Below are 25090 nucleotides of genomic sequence, written 5' to 3'. Positions count from 1 at the left end.
GAAATAAACTCAATTAGATGACAGCATCTTGACAAAATCATCAGTATCGTAATTCGCTAACCCCGTATGTTTAAAAATAATTTCTCCTTCTTTATTGATCACAAAAGTCGTTGGAATACTTCGACTTTGGAAAATGGGTGGAGTAGGTGCATTTCTACTGTAAACTGGAAATGAAAAATCCTTTCTTTTTAGAAATTTCTCTGCTTTACTTTTATCTTCATCAACATTCAATATTACAAAAACTACATCATCTTTATCTTTTAGTTTTTGATACAACCCTTCTATGCTCGGCATCTCTGCAATACAAGGTGGACACCAAGAAGCCCATATATTTAAAAACACCGTTTTTCCTTTAAATTCATCAAAGTTGATTTTTTCTCCAGACTTAAATTCTGCCACCTGCCATTTATAATCTGTATAACCAAGGTGTTCTACTTCAGTATCCGCATTCACAATTCCTGTGGATACTAATATTCTTTGAAGAAACCCAAATACTTCTGTATGTAAACCTGTTATGTAAAGTCCTCCAAAAATGATTAGAATAACACCCCAAGACTTCAACTCTTTTATCACTTTCTCTTTCATATGATTTTTAATTAATAGAATGAGTTATGCTTATTTAGTGGTTGAATATGTTTATCACTGACAATTTGAGCAATAAAAAAAACCCCTACAAAAGTAGGGGTTAACAATATATCCAATGTGATTTTTATTACACAATAAAAATAGAAGAATTGAAATCTTACTATTTATCTTGAGTAATAATTGGTAGCTCTGCTAAAATCTGAGTCTTCAAGAAGTTATTCACTAACTCATTTAATTGAACAAAACGAGCCACTGTTTTAGGAGAAAGCTTTTTCTTCATCAATTTGATGTGCTTTTTCTTTAACTTCAAATTTTTTGCTTGAATGGCTAACGTATTATCTACTATCTGAGTAGCTTCCTCGTCAGTAATGCCATCTGTGTCATTAATCAACTCTTTGAATAAGGCCGTTCTTTCTCTAACCAATTCTGATGACTCTAATTCATAAGCATCATATAACTCCCAAAACGTACCAGCCTCGTCTAAAGAAAGGTTCATATTTTCAGTAAAGAAAATTCTTTTTTCTGTTTTGATTACCGTTTTGATCGTTTCAGCATCAACATTTTGAGCTTGAGTTGCGAAAGAAGCAACAAATACTAGAGTAATAAGGGTGATTAACTTTTTCATAATATCAAAAAAATACATCCTGATACTATGTTTGAAAGTCTCAGGATGATCTATATGTTCTTTTAATTAATTAGTAAACTAAACCAATGTTGAATCCAACATAAGAATGGTCTGTTGAGTTTCCTGCTTTGAATGCATGATTATATCTTACACTAAACAGCATATTTAAAGAAGAGCTTACGTCTGCGATTACACCTATCTCAGGAGCTAATCCAAAGTGCCAGTTCTTTTCAATAATAGCCCATTGACCAAACTCGGTTCTTTGATTAATGTAGTATGTACCTACACCAACACCTATGTATGGATTCATGATACCATCTTGATTAAAGTAATAATGAGCATGTGCCAAAATTGGAACAATGTTCATATTACGATATTGTTTACCGTCTGCAATAACACCGTCTCCGATGTAACGATCTTCTGTTTTTTCATATAAAACATTCCAGTTTACAGAGAAACCGAAAGAAACAGGTGTAGTAGTTAAATGATGTCTCCATTCAAGACCCATACCTCTACCGCTAAAAGCGCCAATATAATCACTTGTTTCACCTACAGGCATACCCATTTGGTAAGTGATCATAAATTCTGTTTGTGCTGAAGCTGTATATCCTACTAATGCAAAAATTAAGGATACTATAAATTTTTTCATGATAATTTCTTTTTGATAATGATTTCTTAGTTCTCAGTTCCTGCTTTTGCGGCTTTGTATTGATCAAACAATACTTCAATTCCTTCGTTGATTAATTGAACACTGTTTGCTCTAGACAATACAGAATTCAAACCACCTTGCCATCCAAGAATTAAATTATAATCTTCCTTGCCTTCGTTTTCAGCAATAGTTTTGCTTACGTCAACAAAATCAATAAGAATAGTACCATTACTATAAGAGTAATACGAATATCCTCCACCATACCCTGGGTAACCTGGGTAGCCTGGATAACCTGGGTAACCCCATCCTGGGTAACCTGGGTAACCTGGCCAATATGGAGGTTGCCAAGATACACCTGTAGCCTGAATTGCAATTTGTGAAAGCTGAATAAACAGATGAGTTGGATTTTCTTGAGTAGGATCTGTTACTTTAGTTAAACCTAATTGGTTTTGAAGTAAACTATCTGTTCTTCTGATCACAACTTGTTGTTCTGCATCAGAAAGTACATTGTCAGTTCCAATACCCACAATGGCCATTGAATCTTCTACTAAATAGTAGGTTTCATAACTGTTTAAGTCTTCTTTTGAAGAAAACTGTGATACAGCAATATCTAAATCACTTGTATACTCAGCTCCTCCCGGATAACAGCTTTGTAGAATTGCAACAGCAAATACAAATGCTGTTACTTTTAAAATAAGCGTTTTCATGATTAAAAAATGAGTTTTTTGTAGTAAATGTTAATATTCGCAAATATATATCTAATTTTATCAATTCAGAATACATTGATAAAATATTTTCTGAAAAAAATTCTATTCTTCGTTGTATCATAAATTTGTGATACAAAACAGTATTGAAAATAATTATTTCTGTACATTTGAAAATATCAATGGTATTTAACTAAAAGGGCATATTTTTCTTTAAATTAGGTATATAGTTATTCACCATTCTTTCCTTTCACCAACTCTAGATAAGCCTTTCTTAAGTGAAAAAAATATTAATTACGATTGCCATTATCATCACCATTGCGTTAGTGCTAATTGGTAGAATTGATCGTACTCCGATTCATACAACAAAAGAATACAAAACAACTTTAGAAAATACACATCAAACCATTAAGAAAATTCAAAAATCGGTAGATGCTGTTGATACATTAAAGATTGGTTGGTCTGCACAGTGCATAATACCTAAAGGTGTGCCATTGGCTGTGGCAGGTTATGGATTTAGAGCTCCTTACAGAATGGTAAGAGATTCTTTATACGCTCGTGCTTTTGCATTTGATGATGGGGTTAGGGAAACTTTTGTTTTAACATTAGACTTAATGATTTTCCCAATTGAAGTTAGAAAAAGATTAGAAGAGAAATTAAAGACCATAGGGCTAACAGGTAATGACATTATGTATTCTGCTACCCATACTCACAATGGCATGGGAGGCTTTGATCCTAGTCTTTTAGGAAATGTTGCCATGGGAAAATATTCAGAAGAAGCCACTCAGAAAATAACAAATGCCGCTTTTGAAGCATTAAAAGATGCTAGAAAGAATAAAGTGAAAGGAAGTATTGGGTTTCTCTATTCACAATCCCCAGAATGGGTAACCAATCGAATTGTACATAATGGACGAAAAGAAAACTCGATTCGTGGAATAAAGATAAATAGAGTAGATAATAAGAGTGCTGCTATTGTAACCTACAATGCTCATCCAACTAATATTGAAATGAACTATTGGATTCTTTCTCGTGATTACCCAGGAGCTTGGGTTAAAAACTTAGAAAAATCTGATAAAATAGATTTTGCAGCTTTTTGTGCTGGAATGGTAGCAAGCCATGGCCCTGCCAACCCTAATAATAATAAGGACTGCTTTTCTAAATTAGAGAATATGGGTAAAGTTTTATCTGATTCAATATTGAACATTTGGGATACTACACCAACTGAAAGTATTGTTAGTACTATAATAGAAAAAACACCTATACACTTTCGTCCTTCACAAGTAAGAATAGAAAAACATCTTAAAGTTAGAGATTGGGTATTTAAATCTGCATCAGGAGGATTAGAAGGAGATATCACTTTATTTAAAATAGGAGGCATCAATTGGTTTGCAGCTCCCTCAGATATTTCTGGAGAAATTGCTATCGATTATAAGTATGATGAAATTGCAAATGCTAAAAAAGAGCACTTTATGATGACTAGCTTTAATGGAAATTATGTTGGATATATCACATGTGATGCCTATTATGATACACTTGCCAATTTCGAAATTAGAGAAATGAACTGGGTTGGGCCTGAATATGGGGCATATTTTGGTGATATTATTAAAGAATTGATAGAAAATTAAATTTTCATTTGTCTTGTGAATAATATTGACTTAAATTAGCTTTATAAAATAAAGAAAGTCCATTTACCTATTCCTTTTGGTAACGACTATAAAAGAAGATAGCTTCATATCTCACACCTTATTTTTATAATTTCTTCTTAATAAGTATTTTCAATACGCGACAGCGCAAAACTGTCATCATATATTTTTATGTATACAAGAAAGCTACTAGAGGCTAGATTGCTATCCGAATTAAAGGATATTGCAGAGGGTCTTGGCATGAAAAATTTCAGTAACCTTCGCAAGAAAGAGTTAATTGAAAGAATTGAGCAAAATGCCAATGCTTCTTCGGAGAAACCTTCTCCGAGAAAAAGCGATGTGCCTAATCCTTCCTCAAGAAAACCAGCAACCCCTGCCTCTAACGATAAAGAGACTACTCCAAATACTGCTCAATCAACCCCGTCAGAAAAAGCTCCTGAAAAAAGATTAACTCGACGCAACAAACCTCAACAAGGTCAACCTGCACAAAGAGTAAAACGTGAGAATGTCAAAAGACAATCTCCGGCAGCACAACAAAAAGGCGGTAAGAAAAAGAAAAAGGGTAACCAAGGTAATCAACAAGGAAATAAACATGTTCAGGTAACACATGATGATATCATGTCTATGGAAGAAATCGATTTAGGAATCGACGCATTCGATGATTTACCTGATTTTGATATGTTCTTGGATGATGACAACAAACAAGGATTACCAACTTTAGAACAAGAAAAAGAAACAGCGACACAACAAAAAGCACAAGAACCTCAAAAAGAACTTCCTAAAATATCTGTAAAAGATTTTGATGGTGTCATTGATAGTGAAGGTGTTTTAGAAATTATGTCAGATGGCTTTGGCTTCCTTAGATCATCAGATTATAATTATCTAGCTGGTCCTGATGATATATATGTATCCCCTTCTCAAATCAAGTTATTTGGTTTAAAGACAGGTGATACGGTTAAAGGAAATATTCGTCCTCCAAAAGATGGCGAAAAGTACTTTGCACTACTAAAAGTAGATACTGTAAATGGTAAAACTACTGATGAGATTCGTGACCGTATTCCTTTTGAATACTTAACACCACTTTTCCCTCAAGATCAATTACACTTATCTACTAAGCCTCAAATTTATTCTACTCGTATTCTTGACCTTTTTGCTCCTATCGGAAAAGGCCAACGTGGTATGATCGTAGCACAACCTAAAACAGGTAAAACTGTTTTACTAAAAGAGGTAGCTAATGCAATTGCACAAAATCACCCTGAATGTTATTTAATTATTCTTCTTATTGACGAACGTCCTGAAGAAGTAACTGACATGCAGAGAAGTGTAAATGCTGAAGTAATTGCTTCAACTTTTGATGAAACTGCAGATAAACATGTAAAAGTTTCTTCTTTAGTTTTAGAAAAAGCAAAGCGTATGGTAGAATGTTCACACGATGTTGTGATTCTACTAGACTCAATTACTCGTTTAGCAAGAGCTTACAATACTGTTGCTCCTTCTTCGGGTAAAATTCTTTCTGGTGGTGTAGATGCGAATGCACTTCACAAACCAAAAAGATTCTTTGGTGCAGCTCGTAATGTAGAAAATGGAGGTTCTTTAACAATTATCTCTACTGCATTAATCGATACTGGTTCAAAAATGGATGAAGTTATTTTTGAAGAATTCAAAGGTACAGGTAACATGGAACTTCAGTTGGATAGAAAATTAGCCAACAAACGTGTTTACCCTGCTATTGATATTCCGATGTCTGGTACTCGTAGAGAAGATATGTTGATGGACAAAGATACATTACAACGTGTATGGATTATGCGTAGAATGATGTCTGATATGAAATCTGCAGAAGCCATGGAATTCTTACAAGGCAATATGAGAGGAACACGTTCTAACGAAGATTTCTTAATCTCGATGAACAAATAGATTTCCCAAAATTCATAATAAAAGCCGAAGTGATTGTTTTAATTACTTCGGCTTTTTTCTTACCTTAACTTTATTCTTGAAATCAAGAAATGTTCTGGTTTAGGATAACAAAGTATCCTTTTACTTTCTTTTCTATATATGTTCTTAAACATACTCTTGATCTCAACACACTATTCAAATTTGAAGACCAATATTTTTTACAGTTCAGTTGATATAAATGAACATTATTGCTTCCAAAATATATTATTACTTACCTGAAAAAAGCATCATTACAAAACTCTTTCAGGTATTAAGTAAGAACAACCCTACGTGGTTAATCTTCTTTTTTGCTTTTGAAGGTGCTTCTGTAGCTATTGCTTTTTCTACTGCTTACTATTACTTATTCAAAGAGAGAGCTGTAGATACTTTACCATATATTTTTATATTCTCGGGTATAAGTATCATGGCAATGGCTAGAATTACAGCTTACTTAGAAAGGCGTATGAGACAAGAACATCTCAATGCTTTTTATGCTGTTTTAAAACTGATATTTCAACTACTTATTTGGTATTTAAGCTTTGGAGATCATGATTTTTTAAGTATCATTTTATTAGTGATGTCTGTAAAAATTATCATTTTTCTAGAGGATTGTACTTATTGGTCAGTAACAGAGAATACATTTACATCAATTGAAAATCGGAAATACTTTGAGAGAGCCAAATCCTTAAAGCTTTTTTCTAAATTGGCAGGCTTTATTTTCGTAGTGGTTTTCAGTAAAATTTTCAGCCATTCTTCTATTGCATTTATAGGATTAATATTCTCATTGTTTAGTGGATGGAGTGTTTGGCAAATTTTCACCTCAAAAAATAGTGAAGAACATTTAAAAGGATATCATCAAGATATTACTCGGCCTTCGAGAAAGTATACCCCAGAGAGTTTTTGGATTTTTGGTATTACTAATCCTTATATTTTTAAGATAGGAATACTTACTTTAAGTATTTCATGTGTATGGGCTATCATAGAATTCTTTTTTATGATTGACTTAAGAATGACCGTTTACAGCCCTAAGAAGGGGATTATGGTTTTAAGTTTATTACTTATTATTGGTTATGCTGTTGTATCTATTGTTCAACCTTATTTCTCTACAAGAAAATTACAAGATATAGGTATAAAAAAACTGCTCCTTATACCGCCTATTATTCTCTTTGTATTTATAGTCATTACATATTTATTATTAAGATTACACCCAACAGAAATTCCTTTACTTCTAGCATTAATTGCGATTGCATTTATTTTTACTAGAAATATTATTTTCTCAACTGTTCAATCTTCTTTGTTACGTCCTATTAAACGAAAACATCGTGGATTTTCTTATGGAATAATTAGGGGCTTTTTCGGTGCTACCGGATTACTTGTATCTGGTATTTTATTATGGGCTTTGGATGCAGATAGTACTCAAAAAGAAAGTAGTTCAATCATTGTTTGGCTTTTAATTGGTTTACTCTTCTGTTGGTGGTTTATGGCGAGGTTTGTCTCAAGAGACTACCGTGTTATTTTACGACGTGCTTTTTTATTGAGAGATATGGAAAGTTATGAAATAGCTACTCATGATAAAGAAGTGAACCGTTTGCTTAACTCTAAGTTGATGTCGAAAATGCCTGAGGACATTATTTATGCCTTAGAAGCAAATACGATTATCAACCCAAAGAAAAATGAAACAATAGTTTTACACATGTTAAGGCACCCTGATGCTGCTATTCGTTATTTCTCTATCGAATTCGGAGAAAATAACATGACAGATCGTATTCAGGATGCTATTACTTCATTGGCTAAAGAAGAACTAGATCCTTTAGTAAGAAAAAAAGCCATTGTAGTTACATGTAAATATCAACCTGATTTTATCAAGGAAATCATTGATTTGATAGACCATAAAGATACAGAAGTAAGAAAAGGTGCTTTGTATGGTTTATTATCATCAAAAGATGACGACATGAGGGATATTGCCCTCAATTATATTAAAAATACGATTGATTCTGATGATGTTTTCCAAGCAATGTTAGCGTTGGAAGTATTAGCTAAAACATCACCAAAAGATAGCGAACCATATATTCTTGATGCATTATTAAGTGATAATAAAATAAGAATAAAAGCAGGAATAAAGATTACTAGTATCGTTAAGAGTCCGATGCATATTCCCATCTTAATTTCACTTTTAAAAGACAATAAATTTAATGATACTATACTTCGATCATTAATTAATTATGGTGAAGATTGTCTCAGTGTTATTGAAAATGAATTGTTCGTAAATAAAAGAAGAGAGGATATTTACTTAATAACACTTTGTAAAGTGATGGGTAAAATTAAATCTCCAAAGTCGTTTGAGATCTTATGGCAATTGGTAGAATACCCTTGGCCATTAATGAGAATGGCTGCATATAATGCTTTAAAGAGACTGAAATATACACCAGAAGCTAAAAGTGATTTCGATCTAATGTTCAAACTTCTAGAACGTTTCTTTTCAAATTACTACTGGGTTTGTAATGCTATTTTTGTTCTCAATCATGAAAAGCCCATTCGTCAACTCATGATCAAAGCATTAGAAGATGAACTTCTACTCATTGAACAAAAAATAAGAATAATCCAAGGGTTTTTAGTGGCAGGGTTTGAAGCTCAACTATACAGTAAAGAGCAATTAGTAGAGTTGGATAGAAACACCTCTCTAGATAGTATGATGCGTAATGCTGAAACAGAAAAAAACCTATGGAGATCTCTACCTCAATCCATTTATCAAAAATTAATGATTGTACTTGGCTACTATAATCTTGAGGTAAAAATGCAAAAATTAGGAGATTACTATTCAGCTAACCTAGTGGATACTTTGAGTATCACTTTGGGTATAATCAGACCATTCTCCTATAACAGACCTTTATTTAATACTTGGACAAAAATTACTGCTTTAATAAGTGTTCGAGATTCTATGTCTCCAAGTTTAATAAAGTTTATTGGTCAGATTTTAAATAAAGATGAACTAAGATTGATAGAACCCGCAGCAATAGGGTTAAAAAGAATATTAGATTACCAAGATCTTCCCATAGAAAAAACATTGGATGAGTTGGTGTCTGAAGAGAAAAAAGAATTGATTATGGGTATTTTAAGTGAAGGAACAAAACCTCTATTAGAACTAGAGAAAGTGATATTATTAAAGTCTACTAATTTATTCAGAGAAGTTCCTGAACATGTCTTGGTAGATATTGCTAGTATCACTCACGAGATAAGAGTACAAAGAGATACAAGCATTTTCCGTAAGGGAGAGGAAAGTCGAGAAATGTATATCATTTATGAAGGAGAAGTTAGACTTCATGATGGCGTTTCTACTTATTCCGTTCTAATCAATAGAGACTTTTTTGGTGATTTAAGTATTTTAGACTCATCACCAAGAACTTTATCAGCCACCACAACTAAAGATTCTGTTCTTTTAAAAATTGAACAAGATGATTTCCTTGCTTTAATGGGATACAGAAGAAGTTTGATGGTTGGTATTATGAAAGTTTTAGGACAAAGAATTCGTAAAAATGAGAAGTCTTCTTCTTTCACTAAAGAGAAGATATAAATAAACGATGAACACAAACATTCTTCGAAAAATAACCTTAAGTCAATTCGATAACCGTTTAGGATTAGAGATTGGTTTAAAAATTCATGATCTCGCTAAACAAAGAAACCAACAGGTTGCTATTCAGGTAGAACGATTAAATCATATTATTTTTACATATATAGATAATGATCTACCTGCAGATAAACATCTTTGGATCAAAAGAAAAGCCAATGTCGCGAAACACTTTGAAGAAAGCTCTCTTAGTGTGAAACATGATTTAATAAATGGGAATATGTCCTTAAAAGAAACCTTTGCTTTAGATGAAGATCAATATTTAGCCAAAGGTGGTAGTATTCCTATTTTTGTTGAAAATGCAGGTATGGTTGCAACAATTACTGTATCTGGCTTATCTGATGAAGAAGATCACTTTTTGATTCTAGAAGCAATGAAAACAACTTTTTAATTATAAAACTATTATTCAATTGAATACTTCAGCAACTATTACAGACAGTAAAAATATTAAAGTAAGTATTAAATACGGTCTATCCATACTTTTTAATAAGCTAGGTTATTATGGATTTAGGTCTATATTTATTTTTTTCATGATTGGTGAAACCATGAATTTATCTCGAGCGGAGGCTTATGAAATATATGGCAGCTTCACTGTTGGTATTTTTGCTTCTCAGCTCATCGGTGGATTCTTAGGTGACATACTAATTGGTAATAAAAAGGCTATTATTCTTGGTGGCCTTCTTCAAGTGATTGGGATTTCATTATTGTGTCTAAATAGCATAACAAGTTTATATCTTGGTCTATTGCTTTTCTGTATTGGTAATGGTTTATACCTTCCTAATTTTTATAGTAATTACAGTAAATCATTTTTAGACAACTCTAAGTTTATGGACTCTGCTTTTTTAGGCATAGCTATAGTTACTAACATTGGAGCATTTTTAGGTGTTTTTATTATCGGAAGTATTGCTGATTCTTATGGACACACTGTTTGTTTTATACTTTCTGCATTATTCATTTTGATATCAATTCTACCTATTTATAAATCAAAAAATAGTAATAAAGAACCAACAAACACAACTAAAGGAAGTCTATTAAAAAGAGTACTTATTATCAATGCTCTATTAATTGTGAGTGGTCTATTTTGGTTATCCTTTGAGTATTCTTACTATGCTTTAGAAAATTTACGTTCCGCAGCAGTAAATATTTACGATACCCAGCAAATTACTCAGATTGGAACCACTTTTTCTAACATACTTTATGTAGTAGCTTTCATTGTTTTTAGTTTCCTAATTATTAAATCAAAATATAAAATTTGGATAGGAGTAATTGTCTTAATTCTGTCTTTATTGTTGACGATATATACAAAAAGTACTAGTTTTTCAGAATTCACTTCTGCACAAGCATTTATTTCTATCTCCTTTCTCTTTGCCTTAAGTGAAGTATTAATTGTGCCTATAGCAAAATCATTACTTACTAAATATGGGCAACCAAAATACTATGCAATTTTATTTGGGTTAGTTGCGATCATCAACCTATGGGTAACGAAAATGTCTAACTTATTATTCCAATAAAAAAGAGCGATGTCTATCTAAATAAACATCGCTCTTTATATTTTATTTCTTACAGTTTACTTTACTCTGCAATCTTATCAGTGATAAGCTTTTCAGCATTATGTAATGCTTCTTCTAATACTTCATTGATTAGGCGTACATCGAACTCATCGCCATAGGGCATTTCTTCTGCCGCTTTTGCTACTCGTACCTGTATTGCTTCTTCTGAATCAGTTGCACGACTCCTTAAACGTTCTTCTAAACATTCAACGTTAGGTGGACATACAAAAACAGACAATGCCTTTTCTTTGAAATATTTCTTCAAATTGATGCCTCCAATGACATCGACATCTAGAACTACGTGTTTACCTAGACTCCAGATTCTTTCGATTTCACTTTTCAAGGTACCATAATAAAGCCCTTCATAAACTTCTTCGTATTCTACAAACTCATCATTGTCAATACGACTTTTAAAGTCAGCTGTTGATATGAAGTAGTAATCTTCAGCATCTTTTTCTTTCCCTCTTGGGTTACGTGTAGTTGCAGAAATTGAAAATGTCAATTCTGGAAATACACTTAAAAGATGTCTAACGACGGTGGTTTTACCTGATCCTGATGGTGCTGAAAAGATAAATACTTTGCCTGATTTCATGCTAAAACGTGCAATTTTTTTGATTTAAGTGCACAAAGATAATGACTTATAATTGCTAATACTCACTTAGTTTGCTTTCTTTTGAGAATAACCCATCTTTTTTGCGTAACTCTCTAGTTTTTCTTTAAGTAAATTTCTAGCTCTGTGTAGTCTACTTCTTACTGTTCCAATAGGAATATCTAATATTTTAGACATTTCTTCATAAGTAAACCCTTCTAAATCACATAGAATGATAACAATTCTAAAATCTACAGCAAGAGCATTTAACGCTGTCGTCACTTCATCTCCAATTTTGTACTTAGAGTTATCCTGACGCATTCCCGAAATTACACTTGGGTCATTTTTTTCTCCGTTATAGATTGTTTCTACTTCTTGATAATCAATTTTTGAAGGTTCTTTACTTTTCTTTCTATATTCATTTATAAAACTGTTTTTTAGAATTCTAAATAGCCATGCTTTCGCATTAGTACCTTCCTCAAAAGAATCGATAAATCGATAAGCTTTCATGTAGGTATCTTGCACTAGATCTTTTGCGTCCTCATCGTCGCCAGTTAAACGATAGGCAAAACTGTACATAGAATCAGTATGAGGGGCAAACTCTCGGTCAAAAACCTCCATGCGTTCCTCAGTAGATAATGTCTTTTTAGTAGTCTCACTCATAGGTATGATAGTTAATTAATAAGAACTAACTTTGTAGTCCTTTATTTGAGTTGAAAAAGGGTTAAACAAAGGTTATACAGGAATTAAAAGTAATCACTATAAATTAGGTACTTCCAATATACTAATTGCGCAACATAAAGCACTAATTTTGTAATGTACTGATAATGATATTATTATGATTGTACAAGGAATAAAGAAAATTGTTATAAGTGGGAACTCTTTTTTAAGAGATTTTGGTATTGGACTTCAAATACTACCTATCCTTAAAAAATACAACAATGACTTAGAAATTGTCTGGTTAGGTTCTGAAGAGCAGAAAATAATAGCTGATCTTACTTCATTTATTGATTCTTTTGAAATTATATCTGATTCATTTCTATTTAATGATGTTAATGCTCTACTTCTTTTATCAGAAAATAACGAACTAAGTAAACAAGCAAGAGATCAAAAAATACAATATAGAGTAGGGGGTAAATATTCTTGGCGATACAATAGACGACTTACGCATAGTATCGATTTATCAAAATCTACCACTTTACTTGATGCTTACTTTCAAATAATATCCTTACTAGAAATCCCGAGCAAAGACTGTTTTACTTCCACTGATATTATTAATGCTCCAGATCAATTTTTCAGAGGGGTATTTAAAAAGGAAGAGAAAAACTTTCTTTTTTACCCATACAGAGAAGAGGAACATAGAGCATGGCCTGGAATTCGTTATTTCGAATTAATTGAAGCTTTGCCGAAATATGTAAATAACTACATTGTGGCTGGTAATGAAATGGAAGGTAAAGCACTGAAATTAACCTCTCCCGAATTGTTTCGTTCTCCGTCTGTAAAAGATTACACAGAAATTGAAGACTTAGAAGAAGCTTTGGCTTTAATTTCAAAAGCTGATCAGTTTATAACCTATAATAATGATATGGCTCATTTTGCCTATGCTATGGGTGTGAATGTTTTAATAATTTCTGCAGCTGCTGATACTTTTTATTTACATAATGACCTCAATAAAGTGGTTACAAATGATGCTTCTTGCATAAAATGTATAGGAGATAAAGCCTGTGAGTGTATGAAGAAACTTCAAATAAATACAGTACTTGAAGAAGTCAGTTAAACTATTGTTTAATTTTTTCTCTTATCGCTATACCTACGAAAGTATTTTATAGAAAATACCCCATCAAATTGAATAAAAATGATGGGGCAAGAATATATATAATTTGACACTAATTAATACTCAAATCTTACTTTAGAACTAGCATCTTTTTTCAAATTTGTTAGTCCTGGACTTTCGATGTACACTTTTGAAGAATCACTTGCTTCACCTATCACCTCTTTAATACTTGCTTGATTTGTAAAACTAGAATTAGTAATCGATAGGTTTAAATGATCGAGACTAGTATTGGAATAAAAATCTGATTTATTTTTGATAGAAATATCCAGCTTAGATATATAATTATCATTATAAGAATACATATTCACACTAGATTGATCAAGTTTTATTTTTAATTCCTTATTAGAATAATTATTAAAATCGATCTGTGCGTCTTTTAACTCAAATTCCATTTCTTCTGCTGGAATAGTCATTTCGACGAAGCGGATTTTTGATGACAACTCTTCAGAAATCGGTGATAGTATCAATGTATCTCCTTTGGTGATAAAAGGTAGATTAATTTTCTCTTCCCCTTTTTCCAACCAAACTACTAGTTCATATTTTTCTCCTGTTTTAGCATTGACACTATAATTTGTTTTGTTCATCAAAACATGATTAAATGTTGGTGTACTAATTGAAAAACTATTATTGTTTACTTCGGGCTTTCCTTTTGCAACAGAAACAATAGCTCCTGAAATAATAAAAAGGGTAACACTACTTAATATTGATATCAATAATATATTACTTTTCTTCATGGTATAAGTCTTTTAGGTAGTTTTGAAATTCGTCTAATGTGATCCCCAATTTATGGGCATGATCTACTGTTTCAGGAAGAACTTCATTTAGAAATTCGGATTTCTTACTATTCACGATAGTATCTTTTGCACCTACACATACAAAATATCCTTTTCCTCTTTGAGTATAAATGATACCCTCTTGTTGCAAAGCGGCATAGGCTTTAATTGTAGTATTAGGATTAACACCTACAATGCCGGCCAATTCTCTAGTAGAAGGTATTTTTCCGTCTTCTGCATATTCCCCTTCCATTATTTTATCTTTTACATCATCACCGATTTGAGTAAAGATGCTTTTCGTATTTTTAAATTCCATCCTTCAATTCTTTTTCGGTCAATTTCAAATAACTACTGTAAATCAATACTGCATTAGCAACAAGCATATAGAAAATAATAAACATAATAGCCGCTTCACTCGACGAAAAGAAGAACAAGGGAGCATCATTCGTTACATATTCACCTACTCCCATTTTCTCAAAAATGAGATACACTAAGGCTCCATGAAAACTAATAAATGCAGCAACAAATAATATTGATTTTATTAAAGGCCATTTTGAAAAAACAGAGTTTCCTGTGAATATCAAGTTCATAATACTAATTGGTATCAAGCAAAATATTACAGCGATTAATTTCTTTATTTGAACCTCTCTTGTAACACCTTCAAAAATTTCATTCTTAATACTCGATATCCAATCTAAACCTAAATAGCCTATCTCTGGATTAATTAATTGATGTAGTTCTCCTTCTAAAGTATAAGCAAACAATAAAATAAAAGGCAAAATAAATACACCAACAAGTACTGTTGATAAGTATTCAAATAAAAACTTCTCGAACTGTGTAACAGGGAAAGTAAGAAAAGTTATTAACTTCTTTTGCGAGCGAAATGCCTTAAATGCTCGGTTAACAACAACGGTACCTAGTACAACATATGCGAAAACAAAAAGGCCAACAATATCACCTTCTGACATCGGTTCATCATTCACTGCGCGAATTAAATACATCCCCACTATAATTATTGATATTACAGCACCTAATCCGTAGTAAATCAATTTCTTATTAAAGGTGAATTCTAAAGAAACATATTGACCAAATCTTTGAGGATTAAATAGATTATTCATATTAGATAAATTTTTTGTAGTCGTTCATTAAAGCATTAAAGAAGAGTTCAAGATCTACCTGAGTATCTTCTTGATCTTGTTTTGGAGCTATTGTTTTGTAACCTCCAAGTACTTGTTCTGCATAAAGTGTATCAGCCGTTTTAATCTGAGGTACCTTAAGAAAATCGTATTTCTGTGTTAAATCAAAAATAGACTCATTGTAAATCACACCACCTTTATCTAATACAATCAAGTGGTCGATAATAGTATCAATATCTTTTACTTGATGCGTAGAAATCATAATCAATTGGTCTTCTTCGAAATGACCTGCCATGATTTTTCTGAAAATAGCTTTGGAAGGAATGTCTAAACCATTTGTAGGTTCATCCATTAAAATTAACTCTGCTTTTGTTGCCAAAGCAAAGGCTATTATGACTTTTTTCTTCTGTCCATAAGACAAATCATTTAAGTTGAGTTCAGAATTTAACTCAAACTTTCCTAATAACTCACCCATTAGTCCTTTATCAAATCTTGGATAAAAAACCGAAGTACTTTCCACAAAACTTTTAATAGAAATAGGGGGAAGTTCAAACTCTTCTGGAACCAAAAATAGTTTGGATAAAAAAGAGACCTTTCTCTTAAAAGGGTTTTCTTCCAAGATATTAATACTTCCATTAACGGGTTGTAATAAACCACTAAGAAGTTTGAAAAAGGTACTTTTACCTGCACCATTTTTTCCTAGAAGACCAACAATTTTACCTGTTTCCAGCTCTAAGTTAAGTTGGTCGATGATAGTAGATTTCTTAGAGTAACTAAATTGAAGATTATTAATTGACACCATAGTATGTATAGTTGTTTTAAGTGCACTAGTTATATAGTGCACTATAAAAGTGTGTAAAAAAAATTAATAATCCAAAAAATAAATTATTTAGTAGGGTCGTAGTAAAGTTTAATCATAAAAAAAAGAGAGACTATTTTATAAAAATAACCTCTCTTCTTACTGAATTTTTGTAATTCAATTCAAATTATTCTTTAGTATATTCGATAGTAACAGTAGTTGATCCTCCTTGTTGATCAGTTACTGTAACAGGAATAGTACCGTTACCTGCAGGCAATAAAATAAGTGCTGTTTCACTAATTGTAACAGCATATTCTGTTGCGCCATAAACTTCTTCATAGTTAACTCCTAAAAATTCAAATACTGGAGCAGTCAATTCAGAAGGTTGCTTGGCTAAATCAATATCACCAAAGTTTAAAGCTGTTAAGTTAATTACAAAACTTTCAATTTTATTTTCTGCAGTTGCTTTAATAGTAACTGCACCTGTAATCATTCCATCTTCGATACCTGTAACTTCAATTTCAGGTAAATTTTCTGTAGGTACCATATTTTCATCATCCTCAGAACATGATGTTAAGAAACCAATAACTAGAAGAGGTAAGAAGTAGATTAAAAACTTTTTCATAATAATTTGTTTTAATGTCAGCTAGATAACTGAGCTTTTGAAAAAATGTTTAGTAAAATGTTTTTTATCAAGATCAAATTTCAATCCTTTTTTAAAAAAAGAAAAATTAATAATTAAATACCTCTTCAACCTATATATTTATCAAATAAACTTTCTAGAATATTTTCTGGTTGTTCGCACATTCCAGGGTGTACTTTACCACACTGTAATAATGTAGATCTAGTTGCGGTTAACCATCGAAAACGATTGGGGATATCCTGTTCCCCTATCACTCCACCTTTTTTACCTTCACATACTAATTCCCATGCTTTTAAATAATTATACACCTCTTCGATAGAGATTTCGGGTAAAAATGCTTTAAATAGAGCTTCATTTATATGATATTTCATTTGGATATACTTTCTATTTTTACAGAACAAGATCACTCCAACATTCATAAACTCTTCTCGCTCTACTTTTGGTACAAAGCGAATGACGGCATACTCATATACATATTTATCCTTTTGCATCTTTCGCCTCTTTAGTTAACACGTCAATATTTTTTATTCTGATATTTAGAAATTCTTTATAAACTTCTCTCTTTTGATCTGTACTTACTTCTCCTGAAGGATCTATCAACCAATCTTCGGGCAGTAAATTTACAATTCCTTCTATTATTTCTGGTGTTAATTTATCCTTTAGAAATTCTTTAGCCTCCTCTAATTTTGTTGCTTTAGCTAAAAGAACATGATCTTTAATCATAGGAAATTTTCTTTTTGCATGTTCTTCCCATCCATCCCAAGAATGATGAAAATATAAACTTGCTCCATGATCAATCACCCATAAAGCCTTATTCCAATTTAAAAGGTTTGTATTTCTATGGGTACGATCAATATTTGTGATGATACTATCTAGCAATACTACTTTTGAGGCGGCTAGAGGATCGGCTATACTTACCAATGGATCATATGTAATTGCTCCGCTTAGATAACTCATCCCTAAATTTAATCCTTCAGAAAATTTAAGTAGGTCTTGAATTTCTTCATCTCCTTCTGATTTACTAAATGTATCTACAAGATGGATAAAGACTAATTCAGGCATATTTAAATCTAAGTGCCTTGCCATTTCACCTCCAATAAATTCAGCAATCAATGCTTTTACACCTTGACCAGCTCCTCTAAATTTTATGACATAATCGAAACCATCATCACACTCTACAATTGCAGGAAGTGATCCTCCTTCACGAAGAGGGGTGACGTAGCGTGTCATATTCACTAATCGAATTTCTTTATTATACATGAATGGGTTATTTTCTGTGAGAGGATAAAAATAAGGATTTCATCTTAAGGAGAAAAAGAAAAAAGTAGCTCTAAAATTATAGAACTACTTTTTTTGCTTTTATCAGTTGATAATTATCGATTCAGAATATTTATTTCCATCACTTGTCACCCACCTTAAGTGGTACATGCCAGGACTTAAATGTTTCACTGACATCTGATTTTTTAATAAAAGCCATTTTATAGGTTTTCTCACTCCATTCTGATCATATAACTCAACATTAGTGGTACCTATATCCAAGGTTATAAATTGATGTGCTGGATTAGGATAAATCTTGTAAGAATATCTAGTATCTGTGGAAGATATGATATCATCATCTTCTTCAATGATGGGATTATCAATAACGTGAGTAACTGTAGTATTAGTCACAATAGGATCATTATAATCAAAATAAATACTTGCTGTATTTAATATAGAATCTCCCACTTCTAGATCATTAAATGGACGTACTTTGTAGTAAATGAAACCATGACTATCAGGTTCATTTGTTACACTATCAACTAGAAGAATATTATTAAAGGTTAGTATTAATGCATTATCTTCTAACTCAGAAATCATATCGTGAGACGATGACATCATTTCTAAAGTGGATAGGTCTAATAATTCTGATAAAGTATCTTTTACTACAACTGTAAACGCCGTGTCTGTTCCTGTATTTTGAAAACGGATTCTATAATCTAAGATCTTTCCTTGTTGTATTTCCGAAATGAAAACTGAATCTTCTCCCAGTTTATCGTTTGGATCAAAACTTCCGGTAACGGTATAAGAAATCGTATCCGTATTATTTGAATAGTCACTTTCAGTATTAAACGTATTCATAAAGACGATCACCGATTCTTCTGTTCCTAAAGTATTCAGGGCAGTTTTTCCATAAATTTTAAATCGTCCATTTTCTCCGGATTGTAATCGATCTACATTAATATTTAAGAAATCCCCATTAACAAATACATTTTCAATAGTAGGATCAATCTCAAATGAATTGGGAATTTGGAAAGTGATAATGGAAGACTCGACTACCTCTGTACCCACATTACTGTAATCAATAATGTATTCCATATCAAAACCAGGACGTGATCTGCTAAATGATGATATACTTACACTCACATCTTTCATGATTTCATTGGGCTGTAAGGCAACATCCTGTTTTATGATGTCAAATGTGTTTCCCAAGTGTATTGTAAAAGTTTGAGGGGTGGCATCAAATAAGTCTGGTTGAATAACAGATACTGTGTATGTGCCTGTATCGGGTAATGATTTATAATAATTCCCGTCCTCATCTGTAAATGTAGAATAATCGCCGGGTTCAAAAACTAACTCTACACCTTTATACCCAAACTCACCCTCTTCTTTTGTACCGTTTTTATTGACATCCGAAAATATGTTTCCTTCTATAACAGGATAGTTTTTACATCCTAGAACATTATTTAATCGGTTACAAACATTTGGAGTGAAAGGGACTGTAGAATTGTCCCATAATACGATACCCCAGTCTGCTTCGGGGATTACGTTAAAACATGAATTTTCATCTTGAACAATAATGTAGTCATACACTTTATTTTCGTCCAACATTGGAATACATTCATTCAATGACATATAATCCAATTTAGAGAAATCTATCCCCAATGTGGTATAATCAATTGGTGTGTGTGTAATACCCACTCCTTCGAGATTTTTTAGTGTTTCACCTCCGATAACTGTTGTGAGTAATATATCATTATTAAAGTTCATCAAACCTAAAGAATCAAGACCTGTTACATTCACCGATTCCAAATGCTGGCTCTCTGTAATAATTAGACTTCGTAACTCTTTATTAGTACTTAGATCCAAAGTTCTCAAATTTGATGAGCTAGGGAAATCAATTTCTCTTAATTGAATGGCCGGAGACAAATCCAAAGAATCAATTTTAATCGTGTTGATGTACAAGTTTTCTAGACTCACTAACCCTGTGAAATCCAATTCATTAAAAGTATTGGATGGAGAGTTTGAGTTACCTCCAATTCTAAGCGATTTAAGTTTAGATAATCCTGCCACTTTTAGATATTCTATTTGATTGGAAGAAATGAAAATGGTTTCTAAGTTTTTTGCTTGAGTAAAATCTGCAGAATCTAATTTTGAATAATTGAATTCGGCAGTTCTTAGTGAATCCAGTTTTCCAAAATGAACCTTTTTAATACCATATGTATCAAGAATTTTCAATTTTGGAAGAACACTTACATCTAAGACAGGACCAAAATATCGACCCCAATACGTTTCGAAGACTAATGTTTCTAAGTTGATAAAAGCTTCTAGGCCTGTTAAACTAGAAATTCCTTCTGCTTTCTCAATTGTTAAAGAGGTTACAGCTTCGGCTTCACTTACTTGAATGATACCGTCTCCACTAGTGTCCACTCCGTTGCCTTTAATTTTTGAAAACAGTTTGTTATCGTCAAAATAGACATCTTGTGCATGAGAAGTTTGGAATATTAAGATCAGAACGATCCCAATAAACAATTGAATTGATTTAAATTTCATTTGTAGTAAAAAATAAGTAGATGAGAAAACGCTAATTGCAATGTTATAATTTCATTGCTTAAAAAATATATTGATTAAATACCCTCGATTTAATACGTTGTTAATGAGTTTTAAGTTGTTATTTCAAATGATCATTATTTAAAACATCAAACAAACATAATTCCATATTCTTTATTTTCATCAATTTGGTAAATCTAAATAGCATATGATGTAGTGCCTAAATTCATTAATTTTAAAGTATGAAAGTCAATTTTAACCAAGGTAGTATCATTTTTTGCAGTGTTATAGCCTTCATTTTTTTAATTTTTCCGAAGGATAGCATTTCGTTTTTAGAAATGATTATCAACTTTCTTTTACATAAGTTAGATCGACCAATCCTATGGTTTGTCTCCATCATATTACTATTTTGTATTGGATTAGCTTTATCACCTTTAGGTAAAATCAAGTTAGGAAATCAGTCTCCTGAGTTTTCAACATTTTCTTGGGTAGCCATGTTATTTGCTGCCGGTATGGGAAGTGGTTTAATCTTTTGGGGAGTAGCAGAACCTGTTTACCACCTAAACGCCCCGATAAATAATACAAACAATTCTTTAATGGCATTATCTATTACCAATTTTCATTGGGGATTGCACGCATGGGGAATATATGCTTTTTCAGGGTTAGTCTTTGCTTGGTTTTCTTACCGTAAAGGACGTAAAATGGATATCCTTTGTATTTTTCCTGAAAAGCATCATAGATATTTAAGGCTACTCAATTTTCTAGGAGTGATCAGTATTATTTTTGGTGTCGCAGGTACTTTAGCCAATAGTATTGCATTAATTCAAAGTGGAATAGAACATTATTTCCCTTTTAATTTAACCAATGGTTTATTTTTTAGGATAGGACTTCTTTGTTTACTTACCATCATTTTTACACTTTCATCAATAACTGGATTGAAAAGAGGAGTAAAGCTTTTAAGTGATTTTAATGTGCTACTTGCACTACTTCTTTTAGGAAGTCTATTTTTAATCAATCATCAAATACAATCCATTAAAATCTTCTTTTCTTCCATTATAGATTATCTTAAATCATTACCTTCTTTATCATTTATCATTGAAGAAGAAAATAGAAAATGGTCACAATCTTGGAGTATTATTTATTTTTTATGGTGGATTGCTTGGGCTCCATTTACAGGGTTATTTATTGCTAGAATATCCAAGGGACGATCTGTAAGAGAGTTTATTCTGAGTATTTTAATTTATCCTACTTTAATTACCATTCTATGGTTTGCTATTTTTGGTGGTAATGCTCTTCAATCAAATCAATTAGAAAATATTCAAGCTGCAGTAAATCAAAACTACACATTAGGGTTATTTACTTATTTAGAACTTTTCGAACATTCAATTCTACTAGGGTGTATTTGTATATTATTATTGATCACTTTTGTTATCACCAGTGCAGACTCTGCCATTTATGTTACAGGAATGCTTACCAATAATACATCAACTATAAATAAAATCACATGGGCCTTATTATTATTTTCAATTAGTATGGGTTTACTCTATCAAAATAATGTTGATTTAAATAAAGTGATTGCTATATTTGGAGCGTTCCCTTTTTGTATCATTTTAATTGGTCAAGGAATTCTTTTGATTCGATCTATGCTAAAAGACTTATAACAAACTACTATAATTCATCAATTAAGTTTATTAACATATTTGAAGTGATTTTCATTAAAACGATGATTGTCGTCATTAAAAAAAGTAAGCGATTTTAAATTCTTTGCGCTCTAAACAGAAATGAATTATCCAATTCCAAACTAAACGCAAACTTAAATGAAATACTTTTTAGTACTCTTTTTCATGAGCTTCCCTTGTTTTTATCTTCAAGCTCAGGAAAATCATGATGTCAACTTATTATTTAATGTAGAGTATTCTCCTAATATTAATTACAGTAATACCGTTTACAATTTAAATGGTAGCGGTACCTACATCGATGGAATACATAAACTATTTTCTTGTGGGCTTTATTTAGAAAATAAGAATGATGATGCCTTGAAAATTATTTATTCTGATAACACTAGAATAATTGATTTGGTAATTACATCCACTCAGTTTCAATCTCATGAAACAATAGAAGAAATTAAGGCACTTCACACTAAAAATAAGGATTTATTAAAAAGCGGAGAATTTGCAGCAATATTTAAAAATATCCAAGACTCTGATGTAGTATTACCTACTAATTTTGTTGAGACGAACGCCTTCTTTGAGAAATTGTTCAACGATTCTAATCATGGTGCTACAGATAATTACCATTCATATATTGACGATTTTATTCATCTTTTTGATGATAAAAATGCCGTTGGAGATCAATATCGTTTTGTTTTTGAAGGGAACCAAACTACTAAGATTTATAAAAAAGGAATACCTGCTATTGAAATCAAAAATAAAGAATTTCAAAAGGCTGTACTTAATATTTTTATTGGTAATCATGCCTCTAATTCTAGTTTAAAAAATAAACTCTTATCGCAATAAAGTCGATTAACTTTACTGTGATAATGAAGAAAAAAAATACCCTAACCTTATTAAAGGTTAGGGTATTTACTTAACTACTATTTTATCTTAATTGGTAAGTATCCCCACTTAACCAATAAATATTTCTTTATTATCTGAGCTTTGAAGACTACTCTGCTTCTTCTACAGCTACTTCTTCTTCAGGAGCGATACCAAATACTTTATCTTTGATTTTCGCTTCTAATTCTTCCATCAACTCAGGATTAGATTTGATTAATTCTTTTACTGTTTCTCTACCTTGTCCTAATTTAGAACCACTGTATGAGAACCAAGAACCCGCCTTATTAACGATCTCAAAATCTACAGCCATATCCAATACTTCACCAGCACGAGAAATACCTTCACCATAAAGGATATCAAATTCTGTTTGTTTGAAAGGAGGTGCTACTTTGTTTTTCTGTACTTTCACTCTAGTACGGTTACCTGTAACGTTATCAGCAGATTCTTTGATTGCACCGATACGACGGATATCTAAACGTACTGAAGCATAATATTTCAAGGCATTACCACCTGTTGTTGTTTCAGGGTTACCGAACATTACACCAATCTTTTCACGTAATTGGTTAATGAAGATCGCTGAACAGTTTGTCTTAGAAATAGCACCAGTAATCTTACGAAGTGCTTGTGACATTAAACGAGCATGAAGACCCATTTTGCTATCACCCATATCACCTTCTAATTCTGCTTTTGGTACTAATGCAGCTACTGAATCCACAACTAATATGTCAATTGCACCAGAACGTACTAATTGCTCTGCAATTTCTAAAGCTTGTTCACCATGGTCTGGCTGAGCTACCAACAATCTTTCCATGTCGATACCCAATTTTTCGGCATATACTTTATCAAAAGCGTGTTCTGCATCAATAAATGCAGCCATACCACCTGTTTTTTGTGCTTCAGCAATCATGTGAAGCGTTAAGGTAGTTTTACCAGAAGATTCCGGACCGTAAATTTCAATAATACGACCTCTTGGAATACCTCCAACACCCAAAGCTAAGTCAAGACCTAATGAGCCAGTTGAGATCGCAGGTATTTTCTCTACGCTATCATCTGTCATTTTCATTACAGCTCCTTTACCGAACTGTTTTTCCAACTTAGCAATAGTAGTTTCTAATGCTTTTAACTTTTCTGTGTTTTGCCCTTTATCCGCAGCCATGATAATTAAATATTTTTGTGTGTATGTTCTTTCTTTGTTTATCAACTAAACTCCTTTCGAATTGTTGATAATACAAACTTAGGGGAGTAGAACGTAATATAGATACGTTCAAGAATTATTTTTATTTTTTTATTGATTATTTTTTAATCAAAATGATTGAATAATCAATTTTTAAACATTTATGGATTAATGTTTAATCAAATGTAAAATAAGTTTTTCACAAAAACTAATTCAGTTTAAATAAATAACAAAAAATTGACAATAATATTACCAATTGATTAAAATAACGACTTATAAACATATTTTGAACCTAATTTGATAAATAAAGAAACAACTAAAGCTATACTTTGATAAAAAACACATCATTCCTATTCTTAAATTCGTAAGCTTAGAAAAAGAACGGATCAGATTTAGTGCATTTCTTATACATTTTTATCGTGCATCAGTTTATTTAATTACATTTGTATAACCGTTAATTCGGAACA

Annotated in this window: 23 protein-coding genes; 8 read left to right on the top strand and 15 right to left on the bottom strand. The window is 31.9% G+C overall.

All coding sequences use genetic code 11. From position 1 onward, the window contains the following. Positions 1 to 9: 9 nt before the first annotated feature. From NH26_RS13670 to NH26_RS13655, 4 genes are all read right to left on the bottom strand, one after another. Positions 10 to 585 (bottom strand): TlpA family protein disulfide reductase, encoded by a 576-nt coding sequence (locus tag NH26_RS13670; protein WP_044226034.1) that lies wholly within the window; start codon positions 583 to 585, stop codon positions 10 to 12. A 160-nt stretch (positions 586 to 745) separates the two neighbouring features. Then, positions 746 to 1210 (bottom strand): hypothetical protein, encoded by a 465-nt coding sequence (locus NH26_RS13665; RefSeq protein WP_071397173.1) that lies wholly within the window; start codon positions 1208 to 1210, stop codon positions 746 to 748. Between the two features lie 70 nt (positions 1211 to 1280). After that, positions 1281 to 1859, bottom strand: coding sequence for an outer membrane beta-barrel protein (locus NH26_RS13660; RefSeq protein WP_044226039.1), 579 nt, complete (start codon positions 1857 to 1859; stop codon positions 1281 to 1283). A 26-nt stretch (positions 1860 to 1885) separates the two neighbouring features. Continuing rightward, positions 1886 to 2566 (bottom strand): DUF4136 domain-containing protein, encoded by a 681-nt coding sequence (locus NH26_RS13655; protein WP_044226044.1) that lies wholly within the window; start codon positions 2564 to 2566, stop codon positions 1886 to 1888. A gap of 275 nt (positions 2567 to 2841) precedes the next feature. Here NH26_RS13655 and NH26_RS13650 point away from each other — a divergent pair, with 275 nt between their 5' ends. The 5 genes from NH26_RS13650 (at position 2842) to NH26_RS13630 (ending at position 11274) form a co-directional block, all read left to right on the top strand. Next, positions 2842 to 4188: a neutral/alkaline non-lysosomal ceramidase N-terminal domain-containing protein gene (locus tag NH26_RS13650; protein ID WP_044226047.1), complete on the top strand. Its 1347-nt coding sequence runs from the start codon at positions 2842 to 2844 to the stop codon at positions 4186 to 4188. A 189-nt stretch (positions 4189 to 4377) separates the two neighbouring features. Further along, complete coding sequence (gene rho, locus NH26_RS13645; protein ID WP_044226050.1) at positions 4378 to 6120, top strand: transcription termination factor Rho; 1743 nt, start codon at positions 4378 to 4380, stop codon at positions 6118 to 6120. A gap of 217 nt (positions 6121 to 6337) precedes the next feature. Next, the gene (locus tag NH26_RS25060; protein WP_052432134.1) at positions 6338 to 9709 is read left to right on the top strand and encodes a cyclic nucleotide-binding domain-containing protein; all 3372 of its coding nucleotides are present in this window, start codon (positions 6338 to 6340) and stop codon (positions 9707 to 9709) included. Positions 9710 to 9716: 7 nt separating this feature from the next. Further along, complete coding sequence (locus NH26_RS13635) at positions 9717 to 10154, top strand: heme-binding protein (RefSeq protein ID WP_044226053.1); 438 nt, start codon at positions 9717 to 9719, stop codon at positions 10152 to 10154. Positions 10155 to 10173: 19 nt separating this feature from the next. After that, positions 10174 to 11274 carry an MFS transporter gene (locus tag NH26_RS13630; RefSeq protein WP_139263057.1) on the top strand — a complete coding sequence of 367 codons (1101 nt, stop codon included), beginning with the start codon at positions 10174 to 10176 and terminating at the stop codon, positions 11272 to 11274. A gap of 61 nt (positions 11275 to 11335) precedes the next feature. Here the strand turns inward: NH26_RS13630 and gmk are convergent, their stop codons facing one another. Next, the gene (gene gmk / locus NH26_RS13625) at positions 11336 to 11905 is read right to left on the bottom strand and encodes a guanylate kinase (protein WP_044226059.1); all 570 of its coding nucleotides are present in this window, start codon (positions 11903 to 11905) and stop codon (positions 11336 to 11338) included. Between the two features lie 66 nt (positions 11906 to 11971). Further along, entirely contained in the window at positions 11972 to 12565 is a 594-nt protein-coding gene (locus tag NH26_RS13620; RefSeq protein ID WP_044226062.1) for a sigma-70 family RNA polymerase sigma factor, read from the bottom strand. 175 nt (positions 12566 to 12740) lie between these two features. Here NH26_RS13620 and NH26_RS13615 point away from each other — a divergent pair, with 175 nt between their 5' ends. Further along, positions 12741 to 13679, top strand: coding sequence for a glycosyltransferase family 9 protein (locus NH26_RS13615; RefSeq protein ID WP_044226065.1), 939 nt, complete (start codon positions 12741 to 12743; stop codon positions 13677 to 13679). Positions 13680 to 13792: 113 nt separating this feature from the next. Here the strand turns inward: NH26_RS13615 and NH26_RS13610 are convergent, their stop codons facing one another. The 8 genes from NH26_RS13610 to NH26_RS13575 form a co-directional block, all read right to left on the bottom strand. Further along, the gene (locus tag NH26_RS13610; RefSeq protein WP_044226070.1) at positions 13793 to 14470 is read right to left on the bottom strand and encodes a hypothetical protein; all 678 of its coding nucleotides are present in this window, start codon (positions 14468 to 14470) and stop codon (positions 13793 to 13795) included. Next, on the bottom strand, positions 14457 to 14825 hold the full coding sequence (locus NH26_RS13605; protein WP_044226073.1) for a GntR family transcriptional regulator: 369 nt from the start codon (positions 14823 to 14825) through the stop codon (positions 14457 to 14459). The genes NH26_RS13610 and NH26_RS13605 overlap by 14 nt, the downstream gene beginning before the upstream one ends. After that, positions 14815 to 15627 carry a hypothetical protein gene (locus NH26_RS13600; protein ID WP_044226076.1) on the bottom strand — a complete coding sequence of 271 codons (813 nt, stop codon included), beginning with the start codon at positions 15625 to 15627 and terminating at the stop codon, positions 14815 to 14817. Before NH26_RS13600 ends, NH26_RS13605 begins: the two co-directional genes overlap by 11 nt. Position 15628: 1 nt before the next feature. Next, entirely contained in the window at positions 15629 to 16447 is an 819-nt protein-coding gene (locus tag NH26_RS13595; RefSeq protein WP_044226079.1) for an ABC transporter ATP-binding protein, read from the bottom strand. Positions 16448 to 16631: 184 nt separating this feature from the next. After that, positions 16632 to 17069 carry a hypothetical protein gene (locus NH26_RS13590; protein WP_044226082.1) on the bottom strand — a complete coding sequence of 146 codons (438 nt, stop codon included), beginning with the start codon at positions 17067 to 17069 and terminating at the stop codon, positions 16632 to 16634. A gap of 125 nt (positions 17070 to 17194) precedes the next feature. Then, complete coding sequence (locus NH26_RS13585; protein WP_044226086.1) at positions 17195 to 17578, bottom strand: DUF3037 domain-containing protein; 384 nt, start codon at positions 17576 to 17578, stop codon at positions 17195 to 17197. Next, a complete protein-coding gene (locus tag NH26_RS13580; protein ID WP_044226088.1) occupies positions 17565 to 18347 on the bottom strand; it encodes a HipA family kinase in 783 nt (260 codons plus the stop codon). Before NH26_RS13580 ends, NH26_RS13585 begins: the two co-directional genes overlap by 14 nt. A gap of 102 nt (positions 18348 to 18449) precedes the next feature. Further along, positions 18450 to 20897, bottom strand: a complete 2448-nt coding sequence (locus NH26_RS13575) for a DUF7619 domain-containing protein (protein ID WP_044226092.1) — start codon at positions 20895 to 20897, stop codon at positions 18450 to 18452. Between the two features lie 239 nt (positions 20898 to 21136). Here NH26_RS13575 and NH26_RS13570 point away from each other — a divergent pair, with 239 nt between their 5' ends. Beyond that, a complete protein-coding gene (locus NH26_RS13570) occupies positions 21137 to 22555 on the top strand; it encodes a BCCT family transporter (RefSeq protein WP_044226095.1) in 1419 nt (472 codons plus the stop codon). A 156-nt stretch (positions 22556 to 22711) separates the two neighbouring features. Further along, complete coding sequence (locus NH26_RS13565) at positions 22712 to 23410, top strand: chalcone isomerase family protein (RefSeq protein ID WP_084812180.1); 699 nt, start codon at positions 22712 to 22714, stop codon at positions 23408 to 23410. Positions 23411 to 23558: 148 nt separating this feature from the next. On the opposite strand, the gene recA is transcribed toward NH26_RS13565, so the two are convergent. After that, positions 23559 to 24605, bottom strand: coding sequence for a recombinase RecA (gene recA / locus NH26_RS13560; protein WP_044226102.1), 1047 nt, complete (start codon positions 24603 to 24605; stop codon positions 23559 to 23561). Positions 24606 to 25090: the final 485 nt, after the last annotated feature.

Source organism: Flammeovirga pacifica (assembly GCF_000807855.2).
In the GTDB taxonomy this organism is placed as follows: domain Bacteria; phylum Bacteroidota; class Bacteroidia; order Cytophagales; family Flammeovirgaceae; genus Flammeovirga; species Flammeovirga pacifica.
The sequence above is the reverse complement of the archived record's forward strand: the minus strand, read 5'-3'. Positions and strand labels throughout refer to the sequence as shown.